21 protein-coding genes are annotated in these 22,812 nt (G+C 63.8%); 9 read left to right on the top strand and 12 right to left on the bottom strand.

All coding sequences use genetic code 11. The features are described from left to right. Nucleotides 1-17 precede the first annotated feature (17 nt). Genes ED21_RS02210 through ED21_RS02200 form a run of 3 tightly spaced genes read left to right on the top strand, consistent with a single transcriptional unit; the run spans nt 18 to nt 3,315 of the window. Complete coding sequence (locus ED21_RS02210) at nt 18-950, top strand: hypothetical protein (RefSeq protein WP_006832189.1); 933 nt, start codon at nt 18-20, stop codon at nt 948-950. Between the two features lie 32 nt (nt 951-982). Then, nucleotides 983-1,948: a hypothetical protein gene (locus ED21_RS02205; RefSeq protein ID WP_006832188.1), complete on the top strand. Its 966-nt coding sequence runs from the start codon at nt 983-985 to the stop codon at nt 1,946-1,948. Beyond that, nucleotides 1,945-3,315, top strand: a complete 1,371-nt coding sequence (locus ED21_RS02200; protein WP_006832187.1) for a sensor histidine kinase KdpD — start codon at nt 1,945-1,947, stop codon at nt 3,313-3,315. The genes ED21_RS02205 and ED21_RS02200 overlap by 4 nt, the downstream gene beginning before the upstream one ends. Nucleotides 3,316-3,369: 54 nt before the next feature. Here ED21_RS02200 and ED21_RS02195 read toward each other — a convergent pair whose 3' ends face one another. Then, nucleotides 3,370-4,656 (bottom strand): citrate synthase, encoded by a 1,287-nt coding sequence (locus ED21_RS02195; RefSeq protein WP_006832186.1) that lies wholly within the window; start codon nt 4,654-4,656, stop codon nt 3,370-3,372. 20 nt (nt 4,657-4,676) lie between these two features. Continuing rightward, complete coding sequence (gene gltX / locus ED21_RS02190; RefSeq protein ID WP_006832185.1) at nt 4,677-6,107, bottom strand: glutamate--tRNA ligase; 1,431 nt, start codon at nt 6,105-6,107, stop codon at nt 4,677-4,679. 28 nt (nt 6,108-6,135) lie between these two features. Between gltX and ED21_RS02185 the strand changes: the two genes are divergently transcribed. Then, nucleotides 6,136-8,301 (top strand): ComEC/Rec2 family competence protein, encoded by a 2,166-nt coding sequence (locus ED21_RS02185; protein WP_006832182.1) that lies wholly within the window; start codon nt 6,136-6,138, stop codon nt 8,299-8,301. Between the two features lie 74 nt (nt 8,302-8,375). Here ED21_RS02185 and lexA read toward each other — a convergent pair whose 3' ends face one another. The 9 genes from lexA to ED21_RS02140 form a co-directional block, all read right to left on the bottom strand. Beyond that, a complete protein-coding gene (gene lexA, locus ED21_RS02180) occupies nt 8,376-9,068 on the bottom strand; it encodes a transcriptional repressor LexA (protein ID WP_006832181.1) in 693 nt (230 codons plus the stop codon). A 139-nt stretch (nt 9,069-9,207) separates the two neighbouring features. Further along, on the bottom strand, nt 9,208-9,681 hold the full coding sequence (gene moaC / locus ED21_RS02175) for a cyclic pyranopterin monophosphate synthase MoaC (RefSeq protein ID WP_006832180.1): 474 nt from the start codon (nt 9,679-9,681) through the stop codon (nt 9,208-9,210). A 171-nt stretch (nt 9,682-9,852) separates the two neighbouring features. Next, nucleotides 9,853-10,638, bottom strand: a complete 786-nt coding sequence (trpC, locus tag ED21_RS02170; RefSeq protein ID WP_006832179.1) for an indole-3-glycerol phosphate synthase TrpC — start codon at nt 10,636-10,638, stop codon at nt 9,853-9,855. Further along, a complete protein-coding gene (trpD, locus tag ED21_RS02165) occupies nt 10,635-11,627 on the bottom strand; it encodes an anthranilate phosphoribosyltransferase (protein WP_006832178.1) in 993 nt (330 codons plus the stop codon). Before trpD ends, trpC begins: the two co-directional genes overlap by 4 nt. Then, nucleotides 11,624-12,238, bottom strand: coding sequence for an aminodeoxychorismate/anthranilate synthase component II (locus tag ED21_RS02160; protein ID WP_006832177.1), 615 nt, complete (start codon nt 12,236-12,238; stop codon nt 11,624-11,626). The genes trpD and ED21_RS02160 overlap by 4 nt, the downstream gene beginning before the upstream one ends. 61 nt (nt 12,239-12,299) lie before the next feature. After that, on the bottom strand, nt 12,300-13,262 hold the full coding sequence (gene pip, locus ED21_RS02155; RefSeq protein ID WP_006832176.1) for a prolyl aminopeptidase: 963 nt from the start codon (nt 13,260-13,262) through the stop codon (nt 12,300-12,302). Next, nucleotides 13,255-14,094 carry a phosphodiester glycosidase family protein gene (locus ED21_RS02150; RefSeq protein WP_006832175.1) on the bottom strand — a complete coding sequence of 280 codons (840 nt, stop codon included), beginning with the start codon at nt 14,092-14,094 and terminating at the stop codon, nt 13,255-13,257. The genes pip and ED21_RS02150 overlap by 8 nt, the downstream gene beginning before the upstream one ends. Then, on the bottom strand, nt 14,091-15,605 hold the full coding sequence (gene trpE, locus ED21_RS02145) for an anthranilate synthase component I (protein ID WP_006832174.1): 1,515 nt from the start codon (nt 15,603-15,605) through the stop codon (nt 14,091-14,093). The genes ED21_RS02150 and trpE overlap by 4 nt, the downstream gene beginning before the upstream one ends. Nucleotides 15,606-15,613: 8 nt before the next feature. Further along, complete coding sequence (locus ED21_RS02140; protein WP_006832173.1) at nt 15,614-17,551, bottom strand: peptidyl-prolyl cis-trans isomerase; 1,938 nt, start codon at nt 17,549-17,551, stop codon at nt 15,614-15,616. 221 nt (nt 17,552-17,772) lie between these two features. Between ED21_RS02140 and tpiA the strand changes: the two genes are divergently transcribed. The 3 genes from tpiA to ED21_RS02125 all read left to right on the top strand — a co-directional run bounded on the left by tpiA (nt 17,773) and on the right by ED21_RS02125 (nt 20,712). Then, the gene (gene tpiA, locus ED21_RS02135) at nt 17,773-18,534 is read left to right on the top strand and encodes a triose-phosphate isomerase (protein WP_006832172.1); all 762 of its coding nucleotides are present in this window, start codon (nt 17,773-17,775) and stop codon (nt 18,532-18,534) included. Between the two features lie 79 nt (nt 18,535-18,613). Continuing rightward, the gene (secG, locus tag ED21_RS02130) at nt 18,614-18,976 is read left to right on the top strand and encodes a preprotein translocase subunit SecG (protein ID WP_006832171.1); all 363 of its coding nucleotides are present in this window, start codon (nt 18,614-18,616) and stop codon (nt 18,974-18,976) included. 101 nt (nt 18,977-19,077) lie between these two features. Continuing rightward, nucleotides 19,078-20,712 (top strand): CTP synthase, encoded by a 1,635-nt coding sequence (locus ED21_RS02125; RefSeq protein WP_006832170.1) that lies wholly within the window; start codon nt 19,078-19,080, stop codon nt 20,710-20,712. Between the two features lie 378 nt (nt 20,713-21,090). On the opposite strand, the gene ED21_RS02120 is transcribed toward ED21_RS02125, so the two are convergent. Continuing rightward, nucleotides 21,091-21,558: an Hsp20 family protein gene (locus ED21_RS02120; RefSeq protein WP_006832168.1), complete on the bottom strand. Its 468-nt coding sequence runs from the start codon at nt 21,556-21,558 to the stop codon at nt 21,091-21,093. A 168-nt stretch (nt 21,559-21,726) separates the two neighbouring features. On the opposite strand from ED21_RS02120, the gene grxC reads away from it, so the two are divergent. Beyond that, the gene (gene grxC, locus ED21_RS02115; protein WP_006832167.1) at nt 21,727-21,990 is read left to right on the top strand and encodes a glutaredoxin 3; all 264 of its coding nucleotides are present in this window, start codon (nt 21,727-21,729) and stop codon (nt 21,988-21,990) included. Beyond that, entirely contained in the window at nt 21,991-22,806 is an 816-nt protein-coding gene (locus ED21_RS02110; RefSeq protein ID WP_006832166.1) for a carbon-nitrogen hydrolase family protein, read from the top strand. It abuts the gene before it with no gap. Nucleotides 22,807-22,812: the final 6 nt, after the last annotated feature.

The raw sequence follows: 22,812 nt of genomic DNA, 5'->3' as shown, positions 1-22,812 counted from the left end.
CATCGCGCCTGTCTGGAATGGTGACCGCTGACGACGAGCTGTTCGTGGTCGCTCCGGGTGTCTTGCCGGACGATGCCGAAGTGGAAGAAACTCTCACCGGCAAAGGCGTGCTGGCATTTCCGGCAGATACCGCAGTGCCGCTCGGCTATGAGAGGATCGATCTCGAACTGGCGTGGGGCGGGGTGATGCTGGTCCCGGGAAGGATCGTCGAGCGGCTCGCGGAGTTGCCGGGCGACGTAGATGTCCCGAGCACCTTGATGCGGCTTTCGCTGCAATCGGGCAGTCCGATCCGCCACCTGGATCGCGATCTGTTGAGTGAGGGGCACTGGCATATAGATGCCGACCGCGCGGAGCTCGATGCGCGCGAGAAGCGCTGGATCGATGCGCAGCGTCGCAAGATCGCCTTCCGCGCGCCCGGACTTGCCGTCGCCGAAAGGGCGGGGGCACGACTTGCGCGCGATATCCTCGGCCAATCCGCAGAATCGGTCCCGATCCTGGCAGCCATGGCCTCCGTGATCACGGCCCTGGGACTTGCGGCGTTCGGCTTTCCGGCCGCCGGTATTGCAATGACCGGTCTCGCTGCGCTGTTCGGCCATATGGCAGGTGTGGTCGATCGGGTCGCGCAGCTCAGCAGGCCGAAGACCAATCACGGCCTGCTCCACCGCCTGCTAGGTCACGCCATCGATCCGGTTTTCATCCTCCTGCTGACCATTTCCGCACCTAAAGAATTCGGATTCCTGCGCGCCTTCGTTCCCCTGGTGCTCTTCGGCCTGCTTCGCCTCGGTGAAAATTATTCCAGCAAGAAGTGGCGGGCGACCTATGCCGACCGCATCCTTCTGGGCGTCCTCCTTGCCCCAGCCGCTTTCTTGGGATTTTCGACCGAAATGGCAGCAGCCATTGCCCTCTTGGTGCTCGCGACGCGCTTCTTTCCCACCCTTCGCGGCGACTAACGGCGAATTAACCACAGCCCACTAAATCCGTGATGATGGACCGAGCTCACGCCTCGAACGACACTGCTCGCGCGGCTAGCGAAACCTTGCGCCTGGAACTGGCGCGAGGCGACGCGATGCTGGCTGGCGTGGGCCCCATTCTCGGTCACTTGCTATCGGCACCCGACTATTCGCTCTTCAGCGACGAAATCGTCGCCCGGGTCCGCGGAATGCTGGCCCACCTTGCGCGACAGGTTTTGCGGATGCAGGCGGAAGCCACCGGGCAAACAGGCCGCGATGCTTTCGTCGAGCGCCACGGAGCCGCTCTGTCCGAACATTTCCAGGCATCTCCGGCGCTTCTCGCCCATTGCCATGCCTTGGCACTGGAATGGCAGCTGACCGAAAGACTGGAGGCCGAGAACGGTCTCGACCCCGTACTTTCGCCCCTGCTTCAGAAAATGATTGCCGATGACGAGAGCGCGACTTCCAGCAGCGCGATGGCCGCCCTCGCAGCGCAAGCGCGATTCACACAGTCCCAACGGCGCATGGAATTGCCGCTCAACGAACTGCCCGGAGACCTCTTGCACAAAACACTGCGCGCATGGCGCCGCTATTGCGGAGAAACTTCCAGCGAGGCCGTCGACCGTGCCGAGAGCAAGATGCGACATGCCTACGACGAGAGCGCGGGAAGGCTCGCCCTTTTCGCCCGACTTGTCGCGGGGCCGGGTGCTCGCAGTGCCCTCCTGCTCGACAAGGCAGGGGCCGGCCTGTTCTTCAGCGCGCTGTCGGTCCACTCCGGACAGCCGCGCGAGTTCGCCGTCCTGTCGAGCCATGCGCGTCAGACCGTACGGCTCGCGCTTGGCCTACGGGCGTCCGGGATCGAACCAAGGCGGATCGACGAATTGCTCCTCCGTCTGCATCCGGGCGCTGCTCCGTTCGCTGGCCTTGAAGACATCGATGAGGACGCGGCGCGCGGCATGTTGCTGGACGCTGTCCAGGTTCTGGAGCGCGGCGCGTGAGCAGCGTCGCCACACACTATATCGCTCGCGGCCTGACTGACGACGAGCATCGCCTTATCGAGGCCGATGACAGGCTTGGAGTGCTCAACCGCGCCTGCGGAGGGGAACTCGGACAAACCCTGGCCATTCCCGAATTGCTTGCCCTCGTCGTAAAGGCGCGTGAGTACGGTCTGCGTCTTTCGCGCCAGTTCAGCGCAAGCCAAGACCACGAGCGCGTAACCGCCTGGGCCGACATCTCGCCTGGATTCGACGAAGCCGCAGGATGCGAGATCGCTATTTCGAACTGGCAGGTGGAGGACGTCGCCCCGGAAGCCGAAACGAAAGCAGCCCAGCGACAGACCGAAATCAATCGCCATCTGGCCGAGTGCACGGCGCGGCTCGACCCGGGCCAGCGCATCCTTTCAATAGAGAGCGACGCTCCCGACCTCGTCGAATTCGTCGGCATTGCGGCGAAGGGGATCGGGCGACCGTGGACAGATTTCGTCACACTGACCGGTAATGTCCTCGAACAGCCAGCTCACTGGCGCCTGCTCGACGGTGCGGCATGCCGGATGGCCGGATCAAAGCGGCAATGGACGGCATTTCTCGAGCCGCTGGGCCAGCCAGAACCGGGAAGCGCAGGTTTCGTTCTGCACCTGAGCGCAAACGAACCGCTCAGGGCTATCGGCCAGGCAGCGGCTCGCACACCATCACTCGGACGCGATCTAACCCCGGTGCTCAGGCAGCCGGTCAACAGGATCATCGCCAACGCGGAAACAATCCGCACCAAGCTCGCAGGCCCGCTCAAGGACGAATACAGCGAATATGCCGCCGATATCGCGAGCGCAGGCCAGCACCTTCTCGGGCTGATCGACGATTTGGCGGATCTCGAAGTGGTGGAAGCGGAGGACTTTTCCACCGCTCCCGACCACATCGACCTTGCCGATGTTGCGCGGCGCGCCTGCGGCATCCTCGGTGTGCGCGCTGCCGAACGCGACATTACGCTCGATCCTCCGCCCGAGGGTGAAAGCCAACTAGCCGTCGCCGAGTTCAGACGGGTCCTGCAGGTCCTGCTCAACCTTATCGGCAACGCCATCCGCTATTCGCCGGAAAAGAGCCGCGTCTGGATTAGGCTCGACGAGATTGGCGAGCGGGCGACGATTACCGTCGCCGATCAGGGCTATGGGCTCGATGAGGAGCAACAGGAGAAGGTGTTCGAGAAATTCGAACGCCTCGGCCGCGGAGAAGACGGCGGATCGGGTCTCGGCCTCTACATCTCGCGCCGGATAGCGCGGGCCATGGGCGGCGACCTGACGGTGGAAAGCGCTCCCGGTCAGGGTGCTCGCTTCACTTTGTCAGTCCCAGCTGGCTCCAAAGAAGCGGGTTGAGGCCATGAAAAAGGGGCGCCGAAGCGCCCCTGATCCTTATAGTTGCTAGCGAACTCAGCGCTGGCCGATGGGCGTATAATCGCGCTCCGTCGGGCCGGTATAGAGCTGGCGCGGACGGCCGATGACCTGGCCGGGATCCGAAATCATCTCGTTCCACTGCGCGACCCAGCCCACGGTCCGGGCGAGGGCGAAGAGCGCGGTGAACATGGTCGTCGGGAAGCCGATCGAATTCAGGATGATACCCGAGTAGAAGTCCACGTTCGGGAAGAGCTTCTTTTCCTTGAAGTAATCGTCGTTCAGCGCAAGCTCTTCCAGTTGTAGAGCGGTTTCGAAGACCGGGTCGCTGACGTTGAGCGCTTCGAACACTTCGCGCAGCGTCTGCTGCATGACCGTCGCGCGCGGGTCGTAGTTCTTGTAGACGCGGTGACCGAAGCCCATCAGGCGGAACGGGTCGTTCTTGTCCTTGGCGCGTTCGATGTAGTGCGGGATGCGATCGGGCGAGCCGATTTCCTGCAGCATGTTGAGCGCCGCTTCGTTCGCGCCGCCATGCGCCGGGCCCCACAGGCAGGCGATGCCGGCCGCGATGCAGGCGAAGGGGTTCGCGCCCGACGAACCGGCAAGGCGCACGGTCGAGGTAGAAGCGTTCTGTTCGTGATCGGCATGGAGGATGAAGATCCGGTCCATCGCCTTCTCGATTGCAGGGTGCACTTCATACTCTTCGGCCGGAACGCCGAAGGTCATACGCAGGAAGTTGCCCGTGTAGCTGAGGTCGTTCTTCGGCTGCATGAAGGGCTGGCCGACCGCATATTTGTACGCCATCGCCGCAATCGTCGGCATCTTGGCGATGAGACGGTGGCTGGCGATCTTGCGCTGTTCGGGATCGGAGATGTCGGTGCTGTCGTGATAGAACGCGGACAGCGCGCCGACCACGCCGCACATGATGGCCATCGGGTGCGCATCACGGCGGAAGCCCTGGTAGAACTGGCGCAGCTGGTCGTGCACCATGGTGTGGCGCGTGATCGTGTTGTCGAAATCGTCGAGCTCGTCTCGGTTCGGCAGTTCGCCGTTGAGCAGGAGGTAGGCGACTTCCATTAAGCTGGAGTGTTCGGCGAGCTGGCCGATCGGATAGCCGCGGTGCAGCAGGACGCCGGCTTCACCGTCGATATAGGTGAGCGCACTTTCGCAGCTTGCAGTGGACTTGTAGCCCGGATCGTAGGTGAACTTGCCGGTCGCCCCGTAGAGCTTGCGGATGTCGATAACGTCGGGTCCGACGCTTCCCTCCAGTACGGGGAAGTCCTGGGCCTGATCGCCGAGATTGAGAGTTGCCTGCTTGTCGGCCACGCGTGTCTCCTTGGTCCGTCTTATTCCTTGCCTGCGGGCGAGGCCTGCGCGTCGATACGCGCCAGCGACTCTTCCTTGCCCAGCAGGACCAGTACATCGAAAATTCCGGGCGACGTGGTTGTGCCCGTCAACGCCGCCCGCATGGGCTGCGCCAGCTTGCCGAGGCCCAGTTCGAGCTGTTCGGCATACGATTTCGTAGTGGCTTCGAGAGCCTCCAATGTCCAGTTATTTTCCTGTGCAAGGCGCTCCGAAAGGCCTGCCAGGCGGACACGTGCCTCGTCGTCGAGCAGCCCGGCGGCTTTCTCGGTCATTTCCAGCGGGCGCTGCTTGAAGAGAAAGGCTGCGCCTTCAGCGAGTTCGTCGACGCTTTTCGCACGCGGTTTCAGCACCGGCATGGCTTCGGTCAGAAGCTGCTGGTGGGCATGCCCGCCCAGCTTTTCCGCGACAAGGGCGGCAAGCCGCGCATCGTCTGCCTCGCGGATGTAATGCCCGTTGAGGTTCTGAAGCTTCTTGATGTCGAAGCGCGAAGGGCTCTTGCCCACGCCATCGAGATCGAACAGCTCGATCGCTTCCTCGCGGGTGATTTCCTCGCGATCGCCATGGCCCCAGCCAAGGCGGAGGAGGTAGTTGAACAGCGCTTCGGGAAGGACGCCTTCCTCGTCGCGATAGGCTTCCACACCCACCGCGCCGTGGCGCTTGGACAGCTTGGCGCCATCGGCTCCGTGGATCAGCGGCACATGGGCGTAGACCGGGTCCGGCCATCCGCCTTCGATCGCATCCATCGCCCGGATCACGGGCAGCTGGCGGAAGGCGTTGTTGAGGTGGTCATCGCCGCGGATGATATGGGTAACGCCCATGTCGTGATCGTCCACCACGACGGCAAGCATGTAGGTAGGCGTACCATCGGCGCGCAGCAGCACGTAATCGTCAATCTCGGCGTTCTGGACCGTGACCTTGCCCTGGACCTCGTCCTCGATGACGGTCTCGCCCTCGGTAGGGACCTTGAGGCGGATCACATATGGCGCGCCTTTCGGCGCTTCGCTTTCATCGCGGTCGCGCCAGCGACGGTCGTAGCGCATGGGCTGCTTGTTGGCGCGCTGCTCCGCGCGCATGGCCTCGAGGTCTTCGGGCGTGGCGTAGCACTTGTATGCGTGTCCGGCTTCAAGAAGCTGGTTGGCCACCTCTGCGTGACGCGCAGCGCGGTCAGACTGGAACAGGGGCGGCTCGTCGTAGTCGAGGCCGAGCCAGTCTAGCCCTTCGATGATCTTGTCGATCGCGTCCTGCGTGCTGCGCTTGCGATCGGTGTCTTCGATCCGCAGGAGCGCGCGGCCGCGGTGGTGGCGGGCATAGAGCCAGTTGAACAGCGCGGTGCGCGCGCCGCCGATGTGAAGGAAGCCGGTGGGCGAGGGGGCGAACCGCGTGACGACCTGTTTGCCGGTTTCGCTTGCCATTCCTTGCTCTTTCCTTTCAGGTACTTGCATGGCGACGCAGGGGACGCCGCTGGTTCCGATCAGCGATGCGGAATTATCCGCCGATGCGGCAGTGCAGCGCCCTTGGCGCATGCGCGCTTCAATGTCCAGATTCGGCGATGCGATCGAGCGCTTTCTGGAAGGATCGGGGTTCGACCGCGGCCCCTGGCTCGTCATTGCCTTTGCATCCGGGATCGGTAGCTGGTTTCTCCTGCCGGGACCGTGGCAATGGGTCGCCACCATGTGCTGCGCCTTGATAGGCTCGCTTGGCGCATTGGCCCTCTGGAAGGGTGAGGACGGGCGGGCGTTGCTCAGGCTTTCGGGTACCGCCCTCGGCCTCGCGTTTGCGGCAGGGATCGCCATAGTCTGGGCACGCTCCGAGCTCATCGGGGCCGAACCGATCGAGCGGCCTTCGTTGATGCAAATCGACGCGCGCGTGCTTGAACGTCAGGAACAACCTGCGGAAGAGCGTGTCAGGCTGGTCCTTGCCGCACGGGACGCCGTTAACGGCAGGAGCCTCAAGCTTCGGGTGAATGTTCCGCTCGCCAAGGATATGCCCGATCTCGATGAGGGAGCCCGCGTCCGTTTGCGTGCACGGCTGATGCCTCCTTCCCCACCGATGCTGCCGGGGGCATACGACTTTGCCCGCAGGGCATGGTTCGATGGCTACGCGGCGACCGGCGCTCTCGTGGGAGAAATCGAAATTCTCGAGAATGCCGGAGGGGACCAGGGCGGGCTGGCGCGCATGCAGCGGTGGTTGTCGGGGCATGTGAGGGGCGAACTCGGCGGATCCTCCGGGAGCATTGCCGCAGCCTTCGCAAGCGGGGATCGCGGCGCGATTTCCGAGGCCGATGAAGTCGCGATGCGCGATGCCGGCCTCACCCATCTGCTCTCGATCAGCGGGCTGCATGTAAGTGCGGTGATCGCCGCGGCCTATTTCCTCGCGCTCAAGATTCTGGCTTTGTGGCCGTGGCTGACCTTGCGCGTGCGGCTGCCCTTGCTTGCTGCGGCCATCGCGGCGGGTGTCGGGATAGGATACACGCTGCTCACCGGCGCGCAGGTGCCTACGGTGCGAAGTTGCATTGGCGCGGTTCTCGTCCTGATTGCGCTGGCCTTGGGGCGAGAGCCGCTCTCGATGCGGATGGTCGCGGCCGCTGCGGCCGTGGTCCTGCTGATTTGGCCGGAGTCCCTCGTGGGGCCGAGCTTCCAGATGAGTTTTGCCGCAGTCATCGCAATTGTGGCGCTGCACAACGCCAGGCCGGTGCGCGACTTTTTGGCGCCCCAGGAGGAAGTGTGGGTGCGCTGGCTCTCGCGACGTATCCTAATGCTGTTCGTCACGGGACTGGTCATCGAGATCGCGTTGACACCCATCGTGCTTTTCCATTTCCACCGGGCGGGGCTTTACGGGGCCTTCGCAAATGTCATTGCCATTCCTCTCGTTACTTTCGTGTCGATGCCGCTCATTGCCATAGCCCTTACGTTGGACTTGATCGGGCTCGGCGCGCCGGTGTGGTGGTTTGCGGGACAATCGCTCGACCTTCTTCTGCTCATCGCGCACACTACGGCCGAGCAACCCGGTGCGGTACGTCTGGTCCCCCATATCGGCCTTCCCACAGTACTCCTTTGCGTGGCGGGCGGCTTGTGGCTGGCTCTGTGGCGGGGAAGGGCGAGAATTCTGGGTCTTGTTCCTGCCTCGCTCGGCGCGCTGCTCCTGAGCATCTCTGCCGCGCCCGATATCCTCATCGCCCGCGACGGCAGGGATGTGGGTCTTGTCGACGGAGATGGGCGGCTTTTCGTGCTGCGCGACTCGCCCGGCTCCTATGCGCAGGAGAACCTGGTGGAACTTGCCGGTACCGAAGCGCTGCCGCATTCGATGGACACATGGCCCGGCGCCCGGTGCAGCGCAGATTTCTGCAGCCTGCCGGTGGTCCGCGGCGGAGGGACCTGGCACTTGCTGCTTGCCCGCAGCCGCCAGCAAATCGATGAGCGGGCCTTGGCGGCGGCTTGTGAACGCGCCGATATCGTCATCGCAAGTCGCTGGCTTCCGAGGAGTTGCCTGCCACGGTGGCTGAAGGCCGACGGGCGATATCTGGCGGCGAACGGCGGAACGGCGATTTATCTCGCCGATGAACGTATCGACACCGTCGGAAGTCGCCAAGGACAGCATGGCTGGTGAAAAAGGGCCGACCGCTAGCTGAAGGAAGGGGGGCAGTGACGACGCCTGCACCCCCGTCTCATTACTGTTATGCCTCAGTGATAACGGCGCAGCAGGCCGGCAAGCTTGCCCTGAACCTTTACCCGCCCTGCTTCGTAGATCTGCGGTTCGTAAGCCCCATTGGCCGGATCGAGCCGCACCATGCCGCCTTCCTTGCGCAGGTATTTGAGCGTCGCTTCCTCGTTATCGACGAGCGCCACCACGATCTCGCCATCGCGTGCGGTTTCGGCGCGTTTCACGAGCGCGAAGTCGCCATCGAAGATACCCGCTTCGATCATGGAATCGCCGCTGACTTCCAGCGCGTAGTGATCGCCCGGGCCGAGCAGGGCCGCGGGAACCGGCATCGAAGCCTGTCCCTCGATCGCCTCGATCGGGGCACCGGCGGCAATCCGACCGTGCAGCGGCACTTCTATGATGTCGTTAGCGGGTTCCGGAGCCGCCGTTTTCGGCGCATGCACCGCGACGACCGTGTCGTTGGCGGGAGCCGCCGGCTTGGACGGGCTGGTGACCGAATCCTCGGGCAGCTTGATCACTTCCAGAGCGCGCGCCCGGTTGGGCAGACGACGGATGAAGCCGCGTTCCTCCAGAGCCGAGATCAGTCGGTGCACGCCCGACTTGCTCTTGAGGTCGAGCGCTTCCTTCATCTCTTCGAACGAAGGCGAAATGCCGGTTTCTTCCAGCTTCTGCTGAATGAAGCGTATCAGTTCGTGCTGCTTGGCAGTCAGCATCGGGTTCTCCCCATGGTCCTTGTCACATTATCTGTTCACAAGGTTGTGAACGAATGTGGAACAATTAGGCAACCATTTTTGCCAAGTCAAGCAATCCCCCCGTTTTGGAGGCAGTTGCGCGAGAACAGGCGTTCCCGTTTCAGTCCCCCGCATGCCATTTGCCGGACTTGCCGCCGGTCTTGGCAAGGAGGCGGACGCCCTCGATCACCATGCCCCGGTCGAGCGCCTTGCCCATGTCGTACAGCGTGAGCAGCGCGACGCTCGCGGCGGTCATTGCCTCCATTTCGACACCGGTCCTTCCGGTCAATCCGGCTGTGGCGGTGACGCGGATCGCGTCCGATTCGCGCTCGAAGTCGATGGTCACGCTTTCCAGCCCGAGGGGATGGCAGAGCGGGATCAACTCGCCGGTCTTCTTGGCAGCCATGATGCCGGCGATCCGTGCCGTGGCGAGGGCGTCACCTTTCGGCACATTGCCCGAGAGCATAGCCTCGAGAGCATCGGACCGCATCCGAATACGCCCCCCGGCCATGGCCGAACGTTTGGTCTCGGGCTTCGCACTCACATCGACCATGCGCGCCGCGCCGGTTTCGTCGAGATGGGTCAGCCCGTTCATCGAACCTCGCCCTCAAGCTGAACGATGGAACACATGGAACACGGTCCTGGGAAAGAAATCCCCCCTGCCGCACAGCCGCGCTGCGAAAGGCTTCGGGCACTAGCGAGCGAATGCGGGGGGATCGAGTTCATGGCCGCTACATGCCACGAATGCGCACGGTAGGACAGAGGATCAGCCTTTGAGGAGGCAACGGGTTGCCGCCTCGACATCGTCCTGCCGCATCAGGCTCTCGCCGACGAGGAAACTGCGCACACCCGCGCGGGCCAGGCGTTGGCAATCGTCATGCGAGAAGATACCACTCTCCCCGATCATCAGTCGATCGGCCGGAGCGCGCTTTGCAAGTTCTTCCGTCGTGGCAAGATCGGTCTCGAATGTCCTGAGGTTGCGGTTGTTCACTCCGAGAAGGCGTGACTTCAATCGCGACGCGCGCTCCATTTCCATGGCGTCATGGACTTCGACCAGCACATCCATTCCCTGCTCGAAGGCAGCCGCTTCGATCTCCGTCATCTGCGTATCGTCTAGCGCGGCCACGATAATCAGGATCGCATCGGCCCCGATGGCGCGCGCCTCTGTGACCTGCCAGGGATCGACCATGAAATCCTTGCGCAGGACGGGCAGGTCGCAGGCGGCCCGCGCCGCGACGAGATAATCCTCGTGCCCCTGGAAATAGGGCGCGTCGGTCAGGACCGAGAGGCAGGCCGCGCCCCCTGCGGCATAAGCGCGCGCGTGATCCGCGGGCTGGAAGTCGGGACGGATGAGGCCTTTCGACGGCGAGGCCTTCTTGATCTCCGCAATAAGACCGAAGCCCGCTGACTGCGCTTGTTCCAGCGCGGCAAGGAACCCGCGCGGCGCGCTCTGTTCGGTGGCCAGCGTTTCGAGGTCGGCAAGGCTTCGTTCGCCCTTGCGTGCCGCCACTTCCTCGCGCTTGGTCGCGCAAATCTGCTCGAGCTTGTTCATTTGGCCAGCGCAATCCAGTCGGCGAGGAGCTGCTTGGCGCGCCCGGAATCGATCGCCTCGGCGCCCATCTCGGCGCCCTCGGTCCAGTCGCTCGTCTGGCCGGCAACGATCAGCGTCGCGGCGGTGTTGAACAAGACAGCGTCGCGATAGGGCCCTGGGGCGCCCATGAGCAGCGCTTCGAGGGCCTTGGCATTATGGGCCGGATCGCCGCCGCGGATCGCCTCGACCGGCGCGTGGGGCAGGTTGGCCTGCACAGCGATGACACGGCGCATCTCGAATTCATTACCCTTCACGTCGGCAAGCTCGTTGCCGCCTGCGAGGCTGAGTTCGTCCAGGCCCTCGTCGCCCGAGGCGATGAAGGTGCGCTCGGTCCCGAGCTTCGCCTTTGCCGCTGCGTAGATCGGGACATAGGCCGGGCGCGCGATGCCGATGAGCTGGCGCGTGACGCCAGCGGGGTTCGACAGCGGGCCCATCAGGTTGAAGATCGTGCGCACGCCCAACTTCTGGCGAATGGGCTGGATGCACCCCATGGCCGGGTGGTGGTTCTTGGCGAAAAGGAAACAAATACCCAATTTGTTCAGAGTCTTCTCGGCGGTTCTTCCCGCCGCTTCCATGTCGAGCCCGAGCGCTTCGAGCGTGTCCGCGGCGCCCGATTTGGAGCTGGCGGCACGGTTGCCATGCTTCGCTACCGGTACGCCGGACGCCGCGACCAGAAGGCTAACTGCCGTCGAGACATTGAGCGTGTGGTGTCCGTCGCCGCCGGTGCCGCAACAGTCGACTGTTCCTTCGGGCGCGTCGATGGGGATCAGCCGTTCGCGCAAGGCCCGCGCAGCCCCGGCGATTTCCTCCGAAGTTTCGCTACGGGCGGACATCTCGACCAGAAAGCGGCCGATTTCCTCGTCACTCGTCTCGCCGTCGAGGATCCAGCCGAAAATCTCGTGAGCGTCGCTTTCTGTGAGATGGGTGTCGGCGGAGGGAAGCGTCTTCATGCTGGCACCTTGGTTGCGATCCCGCACAGTTCGAGGAAGTTGGCGAGGAGGGCGTGGCCGTGCTCGGTGGCAATGCTTTCGGGGTGGAACTGGACTCCGTGGATGGGCAATTCGCGGTGGCGGAAGCCCATCACGCTCGATCCGTCGAGACCGGGTGTTTCGCTGGTGGCGTTGATCACGAGGCAGTCGGGAATGTCCTCGACCACGAGCGAATGGTAGCGCGTCGCCGTATAGGGGGAGGGCAGTCCGGCAAAAACGCCGGCGCCGTCATGGGTGAGATCGCTGGTCTTGCCGTGCATCAGCCCGCCGCGCACGACCGTGCCGCCGAAATGCTGACCAATCGACTGGTGGCCGAGGCACACGCCGAGCAGCGGTTTCTTCTCCTGCGCACAAGCCGCTACGAGGTCGAGGCTGATTCCGGCCTCATTGGGCGTGCAGGGGCCGGGCGAGATCAAATATCCCGCCGCGTCCTTGGTCAGCGCTTCTTCGGCGGTGATGGCGTCGTTGCGCACCACCTCCACCTCGGCCCCCAGTTCCATCAGGTAATGGACCAGGTTGAAGGTGAAGCTGTCGTAATTGTCGATGACGAGGATGGATCGGTTGGCGGTCATGGGTGCAGAATGATTGGCGGCGGCTGCCCTCGCTTTCAAGCAAGGAAAGCTGCCAGAGCGATCACGCCTCCTTGCCAGCAAGCTTGTCGGTCGCGCGCACGAGGCCCTCGATGATGCCCGGTTCGCCCGCCGAATGCCCCGCATCATGGACGATCCACAGCTCGGCTTCGGGCCACGCTTTCTTCAGCTCCCATGCCGAAGTGGGCGGGGTGCAGATGTCGTGACGCCCTTGCACGATGATACCGGGGATGTGCTTGATCTTGTCGACGTTCTTCAGCAGCTGCGCTTCTTCCAGGAAGAAGTCCTGCAGGAAGAACTTGGCGCAGATACGGGCGAAGGGGACGGCCTTGGCCGGATCGCCGAAACTGTCGAGCAACTCCTCGTCGGGCAGCAGTGTGGCGACATTGCCTTCCCACAGCGACCATTCGCGCGCGGCGGCAAGGCGGGTGGGTTCGTCGTCGCTGGTGAGGCGATCGTAATAGGCCTGGACGAGATTGGAGCGCTCACCTTCGGGGATGAGACCGGCGAAATCGTCCCATTGTTCGGCCATGATCTCGCTCGCGCCGTAGGTGTAGAGCCAGTCCTTTTCCTTCTGGCGCGCGAGGAAAACGCCGCGAAGGACGATCTCGCTCACGCGTTCCGGATGCGTCTGGGCGTAGGCGAGAGCGAGCGTTGCGCCCCAGCTGCCGCCAAACGCCTGCCATTTCTCATGGCCGCACATTTGGCGCAGTTTCTCGATATCCTCGACGATACGCCAGGTGTCGTTGTGTTCGATCTCGGCGAAGGGCAGCGATTTGCCGCAGCCGCGCTGGTCGAAGAGGAGGACGTCATAGAGCTCCGGGTCCCACTGCCGGCGATGGCTGGGCGACATTCCGCCACCCGGTCCGCCGTGGAGAAACACCGCGGGCTTGCCGCCCGGCGTGCCGACGCGCTCGTAATAGAGCGAGTGGCCGTCGCCGACGTCGAGCAGGCCGGTCTCGTAGGGTTCGATCTCCGGATAGAGGCCGCGCTCGTACTCAATCATCGGATTGTTCCTTTTTCTCGACGACCACGATGGGGCCGATCGGTGCGCCCGTGTCGAGGCGGCCCGTCGCCGGGTTCCAGAGCGCAGAGACATTGCCGTCGAGATAAAGCGCGTTCTTCACCTCCAGTTCGTCACGGTAGAAGCGCGCCAGCTTGCCGAAGCTGATCGGCGCGTTGGAGATGACGAAATGCGCGCGCCCCCTTTCGTCGACGCCCACGCCGTTGCGGACGAGACGGGAATCGCCGTCCTGCGCGATTTCGGGGTGGAGCTTGCCATCGATTACGAGCATCGGGCCCGATTGTGTGCCGAACTGCGGCCGTTCGCGGACATTGGCGAGGAAGTCGTCGGTGGTGCGCACTTCCCAGGCGTCGCCGCTGCCGAAAAACACGCCGTTGGGCTTCATGTGGAAATTGCCCTCTCCATCGCTTGTGCTGAGGGTCTGCAGGCGATCACCGTCCTCAACGTAATAGCCGATGGGCTTGCCCTCGTCGTCATACATGCCCGCGTTCATGGCAAAGGCGATTGTGCCTGCGGAATGTGCCTGGGAATAGGCGGAAAGGCTGCGATAGGGCACCTCGCCCGAAGGGCTGAGGTCCATCGATATGCGATGGCGCGCGGGCGTCGCGAGGCAATGGGTAAGCGGGGTGTCCTCGAAGATGATCGAGCGACAGGCGCTTTCGACCTGTGTCGTGCCCGAAGCCGTTTCCGTCGCGCTCGGGCTGGGGGCGGGAGCGTTGCCATCGATGCGGGTGCGGGTGACCGGCTCACCCTCGGGCGCAGGCTCGCAAGCGGTGAGCGCAAGCAGGGGAAGGGCGAGGAAAGCGTATTTCATTGTCCGTAACCGGGTTCCTGTGCGAGGCGGACCGCTTCGCGTGCTGCTGCGAAGAGCGCGCCGGCCTTGGCCTCGCACTCGCGTTGTTCATAGGCGGGATCGCTGTCCGCGACTATCCCGGCGCCGGCCTGCACATGCATCGTGCCGTCCTTCACCACGGCCGTGCGCAGGACGATGCAGCTGTCGAGCGAGCCGTCGGGCGCGAAATAGCCGACGCCGCCCGCATAGGGGCCGCGGGTGGCTGGCTCAAGCTCGGCAATGACCTCGCAGGCCCGCACCTTCGGCGCGCCGCTGACTGTGCCTGCGGGAAAGCCCGCGAACAGCGCGTCGACAGCGTCCTTCGACGGTTCGAGCCGGCCCACCACATTGCTGACGATGTGCATCACGTGGCTGTAGCGTTCGACCGTGAAGCTGTCGGTGACAGTGACGCTGCCGCTGCTCGCCACCCGTCCGACATCGTTGCGGCCGAGGTCGAGAAGCATGAGATGCTCGGCCCTTTCCTTGGGATCGGCCAGCAGCGAGGCTTCGGCCGCCCGGTCTTCCTCGGCGTTCGCGCCGCGCGGACGCGTCCCGGCGATTGGGCGCACGGTCACTTCGCCATCGCGCACGCGGACGAGGATTTCCGGGCTCGATCCCACGACGGCAAAGCCGGGCAGGTCGAGGAAATAGAGGAAGGGCGAGGGGTTCACGCGGCGCAGCGCACGGTAGAGCGCGATGGGGGGCAGTTCGAAAGGCGCGGTGAAGCGCTGCGAGAGGACCACCTGAAAGATATCTCCCGCAGTGATGTATTCCTTGGCCCGGTCCACCATCGCCGCGTAATCCCCCGGCTCCATGACGGGCTGCGGCGTCGGCTCGTCATGCGACTGCGCAAACGGTGAGGCGCGGTCGAGGCCTGCGTCGAGGCGGGCAAGGACCGCATCGATCCGCTCTTCCGCCGACCCGATCTGTGCAGCAGCGGTGCCGTTCTTGGGCCACAGCGGCGCGATGCAAAACAGCGTGTCCTTCAGACTGTCGAACACCAGCAGCAGGGTCGGGCGCACAAAGAGCATGTCGGGGAGGTCCAGCGCCTGCTCGTCAGGACGCGGTAGTTTCTCGACCAGGCCGATGGTCTCGTATCCGAAATAGCCGACGAGGCAGGCAAGGGCTGGGGGCAGATCCTCCGGCACGTCGATCCGGCATTCGGCCATGAGCGCGCGCATGGCAGAGAGCGTGCCGCCAGTGGACGGCGTGAAGTCCTCTCGGTCCTGCCGCCAGTGTCGGTTGATCGCGGCCTCGTTACCCTCGGCGCGGAAAACGAGATCGGGATCGAGGCCGAGCAGGCTGTACCGCCCGCGAACCTCGCTACTCTCAACCGATTCGAGCAGGAAATCCCCGCGCCCTTCCTCGATCAGGCGTAGCGCGGCGCCAACGGGTGTCACCGTATCGGCAACGACCTTGCGCCAGACGAGGGCGGGCCGGCCTTTGCTAAGCGCCTTATCCGCGCGGCTCCGACCTTCCAGCGACCCGGCCAAGGCAGCTCTCAGTTCGTTTCGCCGAGGAGTTGGCGACGCACGGCGGCGATCGCTTCCTCATTGCGTTCGACACCCAGCTTGCTGCGCATGGCGGCAATCAGCTGTTCGCCATACTCATTGCCCCAAGCCTGCGCGATCTGGCTTTTGGCCTGGCCGATCAGGGGATCGTTATCTTCGAGATCCTCGAGAACGATGTCTTCCAGATCGACTACATACCAGCCAAGGTCACGCGAACCTTCCAGCTTCTTCGCCGTTCCTTTCGCCATCCCGAACAGGAGAGCGATGGGAGCAGGCACGCGGGTATTTCCCATGCGCGCCAGTTCTTCGCGGCTGTAGGTAACCTGCTGGGGCGCGCCAATCGCTTTTTCCTCGGCAGCCACGGCCTCGGCAAGGGTCGCGCCTTCCTCGACGCGCCTCAGCACGCGGTTGGCAGCCTCCTCGGCTCCCTCATTGCCGCGTACGCGGCGCCATTCGGCGGTCACCTCATTGCGAATTTCGGCCAGCGGCGCGGCTGCCGAGGGCGTGATATCGGCCACTTCGTAGATCAGGAAGGTCTGCTGGTCGGCAAGTGCGCCGATCTCGGGCTCGCCCTCATCGATCTGGAAGGCGAATTCGAGTACCGGGGCAAGCATGTCCGGAACGCGCTCGCCGGTCCCGTAAATGAGGCCGGAATCCGTGAGCGGCGGGGTGTCCTGAAGTTCGACACCGAGCTCCGAGGCTACGGAAGAAAGCGAGGCCCCATCGGCCAGGCGATCTTCGATCCCGACGGCCAGTTCGGCTATGCCGCGCTGGCGTTTCTGTTCGCGAAGGACCTCCACGATGGAATCGCGGACCTCGGCCAGAGAACGGGCCGGCTGCGGATCGACCGAGTTCACGCGTGCAATGTGCCAGCCGAGCGAACTGCGCGCAGGAGCGGTAACGGCGCCTTCGCTTGCCGAAAAGTAAGCGTCGGCGACGGCCTGAGATGCCGCCGAACGAATGTCCGAACGCTCACGCCCATCGAGTTGCGTGGTGCGCAGTCCCGAGCTGCTGGCAGCCTGCGCAAAGCTTTCGCCGCCGCGGACCCGGGCTGCGAGAGCCTCCGCCCCTTCGCGGGTCGGAACGATCAGCTGGGTCAAATTGCGGGTTTCGCGCGCGGCATATTCTTCGGCGTTATCTTGGTAATAGGCGGCAATGTCTTCATCGCTCGGATTGATGCTGCCCCCGAGCGCACTGCTATCGAAGGTGGCGTAGCGCAAGGTACGGCGCTCGGGCCTGACGAAGCGCGAACGGTTCTCCGCATAGAATTCGCTCAGCTGCGCGTCGGTCGGATCGCCTTGAGGTGCGAAGAGAGCGGCCGGGATGGTCGCGATGCCGCCACTCCGGCGTTCCTTGAAGCTGCGCGCATAAGTGCGTGCGATCGATTCCGGCAGTTGCGTGCCGTAGAGCGCGGGGAAAACGGCCTGCTGGAAATAGACCGTGGTACGCAACTGCTGGCGAAGCTGGGAATCGGTGATGCTGTTGTTCCGCAGGAAGGCTTCGTAGGCTGCGGTTTCGAAATTGCCGCTCGGCCCGCGCGCAGCAGGGATCTGGCGAATTTCGCTGTTGACGAGGTTCGCGCCTGCACGAAAACCGTTCTCCTCCGCCCAGGCCATCAGCGCATAGCGGTCGATCAGCCCTTCGAGCACACGGTCCATCTCGCCCTCGGCGATAAGGGTCTGCATCGTCACATCGGGGTTTTCCTCGCGCGCACGGCGCAGGGCGTTGTCCATCGCCTCGTTGAGTTCGGCAGTGCTGATCTTGCTTCCGCCGACCACGGCAACGCTATCTCCGCCGGCAACGCCGCCGAAGGCACCGGTGTTGGACACATCCATGCTGGCGAAGGCGAAGCCGATCAGGCCCAGAAAGGCCAGCGCGATCGCCAGACCGATTTTCGTTTTGAAGAAATTCCGGAAAAAGGTGAGCATGGCTTGCGAAAAGGCCTTTTCGTGTGCTTAGGGCGCGCCGCTTCTCCAGGCCGGTAGCGGCGGATTGCCGGTTGGAGCAGCGCGCTTTATCCGCCCTGCGTCCTCGCCGCAACAGGTCGCATCGGCTTTTGACGGATAAACAAACCACGACTAGCGAAGCGTCGCTCACGCCCTATATAGGCGCCTCGCTGCGCAGGCATTCACGACAGGAAGACTTATTTATGGCCGAACGGCCCTACATCGTTGGCAATTGGAAGATGAACGGCACGCGGGCGATGCTTTCCGAAGCGCGCGCTATCGATCGTGCCGCACAGCGCTACATGAAAGCCGAAGTGGCTGTGGCGCCGCCCTATACGCTGATCCATGCCGTGCACCGCGAGGCCGAGCAGATCGGCATCGGCGCGCAGGACTGCCACGATGGCGACGATGGCGCGCATACCGGCGATATCTCGGCGGCCATGGTCGCCGATGCCGGGGCGAAGTTCGTGATCCTCGGTCACAGCGAACGCCGCGCCGATCACAAGGAAACCAACACGCAGATCAACGCGAAGATCGAGGCCGCCCTCGAGGCAGGTCTCCGCATCATCCTGTGCTGCGGCGAGACGCTGGCGACGCGCGAGAAGGGCGACGCCGTCGAATTCGTGCTCAAGCAGCTCAAGGCGAGCCTGCCGAAGATCGAAGACGCGGCCGAGCGGCTGACGGTTGCCTACGAGCCCGTCTGGGCGATCGGCACCGGCAAGACGGCGACCCCGAAGGACATCGAGGAGATGCACCGGGCGATTCGCGGCCTGCTCGACGAGACCTATGGCGCGGAACAATCCGCCGAGGTCCGCATCCTTTACGGTGGTTCGGTCAAGCCCGACAACGCGCGCGAGATCCTGTCCGTCCCCGAAGTAGGCGGTGCGCTGGTCGGCGGCGCAAGCCTGTCGGCCGAGAGCTTCCTCGGAATCGTGGTCGCCGCATCGGAGACCGAAGACGCCTGACCGGCCCCTGTCGGACCTTGCCCTCCTGCCGCGCCGCGACTAGATGCGGCGCACAACCTATCGATAGAGTAGTCTTTTCATGTTCCTCTTCCTCACCGTCGTCCAGGCGATCATCGCGGCAGCTTTGATCGCCGTCATCCTGATGCAGCGCAGCGAAGGCGGCGGCCTTGGAATCGGCGGTAGCCCGGGCGGCATGCTCAGCGCGCGCGGTGCGGCGGACTTCCTGACCCGCTCGACCAAGTGGCTGGCGGTGACCTTCGTCGCCCTGTCGATCGCGCTGGCCGCGATGGCTGTCGAAGGGGTTGGAACGGGCGAGATCGAATCCACTCTCGACCGCACCGTGACCCCGGTGGACAACGATCCGCTGGGCGGCCCGGCGGCTACGGCTCCGCCTGCTCCAGCCGAGGCACCGGCTACGGACGACGACCCGCTCGCTGAATAAGCCTTCCGGCTTCTGAATTCGCATAGCGCTTGTGGATGGCGCCTTTTTGCGCGCCTTTTCCCTTGCGCCGACTCAACACGCACGCTTAAGGCCCGACTCCCATGGCGCGGTATATTTTCATCACCGGCGGCGTGGTCTCCTCGCTTGGCAAAGGTCTCATGGCAGCATCGCTTGCTGCCCTCCTCCAGGCGCGTGGCTACAAGGTCCGCATTCGTAAGTTCGACCCCTACCTCAATGTCGATCCGGGCACGATGTCCCCGTATCAGCACGGCGAGGTCTATGTGACCGACGACGGGGCGGAAACCGACCTCGACCTCGGCCATTACGAGCGCTTCACAGGTGTCTCGGCGCACCAGGGCGACAACATCACCAGCGGCCGCGTCTACCAGCAGATCATCGCCAAGGAACGCCGCGGCGACTATCTCGGCGCGACGGTGCAGGTGGTTCCGCACGTCACCGACGCGATCAAGGAATTCGCGCTCGCCGGCCAGGACGATCACGATTTCATCCTGTGCGAAATCGGCGGCACGGTGGGCGACATCGAAAGCCTCCCCTTCATGGAAGCGATCCGCCAGCTCAGGAACGAACTAGAGCCGATGCAATCGCTCAGTGTCCACGTGACACTGGTGCCTTACATCGCGGCTGCGGGCGAGCTGAAGACCAAGCCGACCCAGCACTCGGTCCGCGAACTGGCCAGCCTCGGCATCAAACCCGACGTGCTGCTGTGCCGCGCCGAGCACCCCATTCCCGATGGCGAGCGCCAGAAGATCGCCAACTTCTGCAACGTGCGCATGGAAGCCGTCATCCCCGCGCTCGACGCGCCCTCGATTTATTCGGTGCCGCTGCAGTACCACGCCGAAGGTCTCGACACCGAGGTCCTGCGCGGTTTCGGCATCGCCGATGCGCCCAAGCCGGACCTCTCGCGCTGGTACGATGTGGTGGACCGCCACTCGAACCCCGAAGGCGAAGTGACCATCGGCGTTGTCGGCAAGTATGTCGGCCTGCAGGACGCATACAAGTCGCTCAACGAAGCGCTCGTCCACGGCGGCATGGCGCATCGCGTCAAGGTCAACATCAAGTGGATCGACGCCGAGGTGTTCGAGCAGAGCAGTGCGGATATCGCCGCCCAGCTCGAACCGATGCACGGCATCCTCGTCCCCGGCGGTTTCGGCGAGCGCGGCAGCGAGGGCAAGATCGCGAGCGTCCGCTTCGCGCGCGAGCGCAAGGTACCGTTCCTCGGCATCTGTCTCGGCATGCAGATGGCCTGCGTCGAAGGCGCGCGCAACGCCGGTTTCGGAAAGGCGAGCTCGACCGAGTTCGGCAGTACCGAGGAACCGGTGGTCGGCATCATCACCGAATGGATGACCGAAGAAGGCCTCCAGACCCGCGAAGCGGGTGGGGATCTTGGTGGAACCATGCGCCTCGGCGCCTATGATGCGAAGCTCGCGGCAAACAGCCACGTCTCGTCGATCTACGGCGGCCAGACCGACATTTCCGAACGCCATCGTCACCGCTACGAGGTGAACGGCAAGTATATCGAGCAGCTCGAGAAGCAGGGCCTGATTTTCTCCGGCATGTCGCCCGATGGCTTGCTGCCGGAAATCGTCGAGCGCCCCGACCATCCGTGGTTCGTCGGTGTCCAGTTCCACCCCGAACTGAAGTCCAAACCATTCGACCCGCACCCCCTGTTTGCCGGCTTTATTGGAGCGGCACTCGAACAGGCACGCCTTGTCTGAAAATATTTTTCCGCACGCGGCTTTAGCGCTAAGTCGCTGATTTGGTTACCCTCGTTCGAAAACTATTGTAACCGCGCGACACGGCGACCCCGCGCGTCTTGCGCCCGCGGCTTTATCTTTTGTTACATTTGATGCAGGACAGAACCGACTCAGGTGCCGAAAGCGCTTGAGACAGCAAGGTTTTCGCTCGCGCGAGCAAGCGGTGGGGCTTGCCTCGAACCCAGTCGTCTTCTGCGACCCGGACGGCCGAATCCGAGGCTTGGCGACGTTATGCGTCGCGGGGGTGGCACCTGGTGTCACCCCCTTTCATTTCCAGCCCAAACGATAAAGGCGGCGCCCGATGTGGGCACCGCCTCTTGTTGCTAGACGCGAGTTCGATCAGGCCGCGGCGCTGTCGTCGTCGTCCTTCACGATTTCCAGCGTCTTTGCGCCGCCGATCGAAATCTTCTTCGGCTTCATCGCGTCGGGCACTTCGCGCACGAGGTCGATCACGAGCATGCCGTCCTTGAGGTCGGCGTTCTCGACGCGCACATAGTCGGCAAGGTCGAAGCGGCGCTCGAAGCCACGGTTGGCGATACCGACATGCAGCATCTCGCCTTCGGGCTGGTCGTCGCGCTTGCGGCCCTGGATCACCAACAGATTCTGCTGCGCGGTAATGTCGAGATCTTCCGCGCGGAACCCGGCGACGGCGAGAGTGATGCGGTATTCATCCTCATCGCGGCGCTCTATGTTGAAAGGCGGATAATTGTCGCCCCCGGCGTTGCGCGCCTGGCGTTCCATCAGGTCGAACAGACGGTCGAAGCCGACGGTCGAACGGCGATAGGGGGTGGTGTCAAAACGGTTCATCGAAACAAATCCTCCAGTGAGCAATTTGAATATGTAATGGGAGCCCGAAACCGGCACTCCCACGCCGCCACTGCGTGTGACGACGCATCCAAGATAAGCGTTGGAAAATCGCTTTCAAGCCGGTGGGCTTGGCCCTATCCACACCTGCCGAGACACTAAGGAACACACATGAGCCAGCCTCATATCGACATCTACACAAAGTTCGGCTGCGGCTTTTGCGTCCGCGCCAAGCGCCTGCTCGACGAGAAGGGTGCCGACTATCACGAGCATGACATCACCATGGGCGGCCCCAAGCGTGAGGAAATGCTCCAGCGCGCGCCTCAGGCTCGCACGGTGCCACAAATCTTCATCGGCGAGACCCATGTCGGCGGTTCGGACGAGCTCGCCGCGCTGGAACGGTCGGGCAAGCTCGACCCGCTGCTCGAAGGCTGAATGACCCGCATTGCCGTCCTGCAGATGACCACGGGTATCGATCCGGTGGCCAATGGCAGCACTATCGCTGATGCCATCGCGAAGGCGGCCGGCGAGGGCGCTGCAATGCTGTTCACGCCCGAAATGTCGGGCCTGCTCGACCGGGATCGGAAACGCGCCGCCGCTTCGATTCTGCGCGAGGAGGAGGATGGCGTACTGGCGCAAGTGCGCGAGGCCTGCGCGCGGGAAGGTATCTGGACCTGTCTCGGCTCGCTCGCCATCGACACGGGGGAGGGCAAGTGGGCCAATCGGTCCTTCGTGGTCGACCCTTCCGGTGAGATTGCGGCGCGCTACGACAAGATCCACATGTTCGATGTCGATCTGGCCAGCGGCGAAAGCTGGCGGGAGTCCAACGCCTATCGCGCGGGCGACGAGGTTGTGACGGTGGAAACGCCACTCGGCAGGCTGGGCCTGGCGGTCTGCTACGACTTGCGCTTTCCCGCGCTGTTCGAGGCGCTCGGTAGGGCGCAGTGCGACGCCATCGCTATCCCGGCCGCGTTCACCGTGCCTACCGGCGAGGCGCATTGGCACGTCCTTCAGCGCGCCCGCGCTATCGAGGCGAGCGCCTATGTCATAGCCGCCGCGCAGGTGGGCGAGCACGAAGACGGGCGGCGGACATACGGCCACAGCCTCGTCGTCGATCCCTGGGGCGAAATTGGCCTCGATATGGGGGGAGAAGGCGCAGGCCTCGGTTTCGCCGAAATCGACACCGCGCGGATCACGGAAGTGCGGGCGCAGGTCCCGAGCCTTGCCAACCGCCGCGAAATCGCCAATTAGCGCGCC

Source organism: Erythrobacter sp. SD-21 (assembly GCF_000181515.1).
Classification (GTDB): domain Bacteria; phylum Pseudomonadota; class Alphaproteobacteria; order Sphingomonadales; family Sphingomonadaceae; genus Qipengyuania.
The sequence above is the reverse complement of the archived record's forward strand: the minus strand, read 5'-3'. Positions and strand labels throughout refer to the sequence as shown.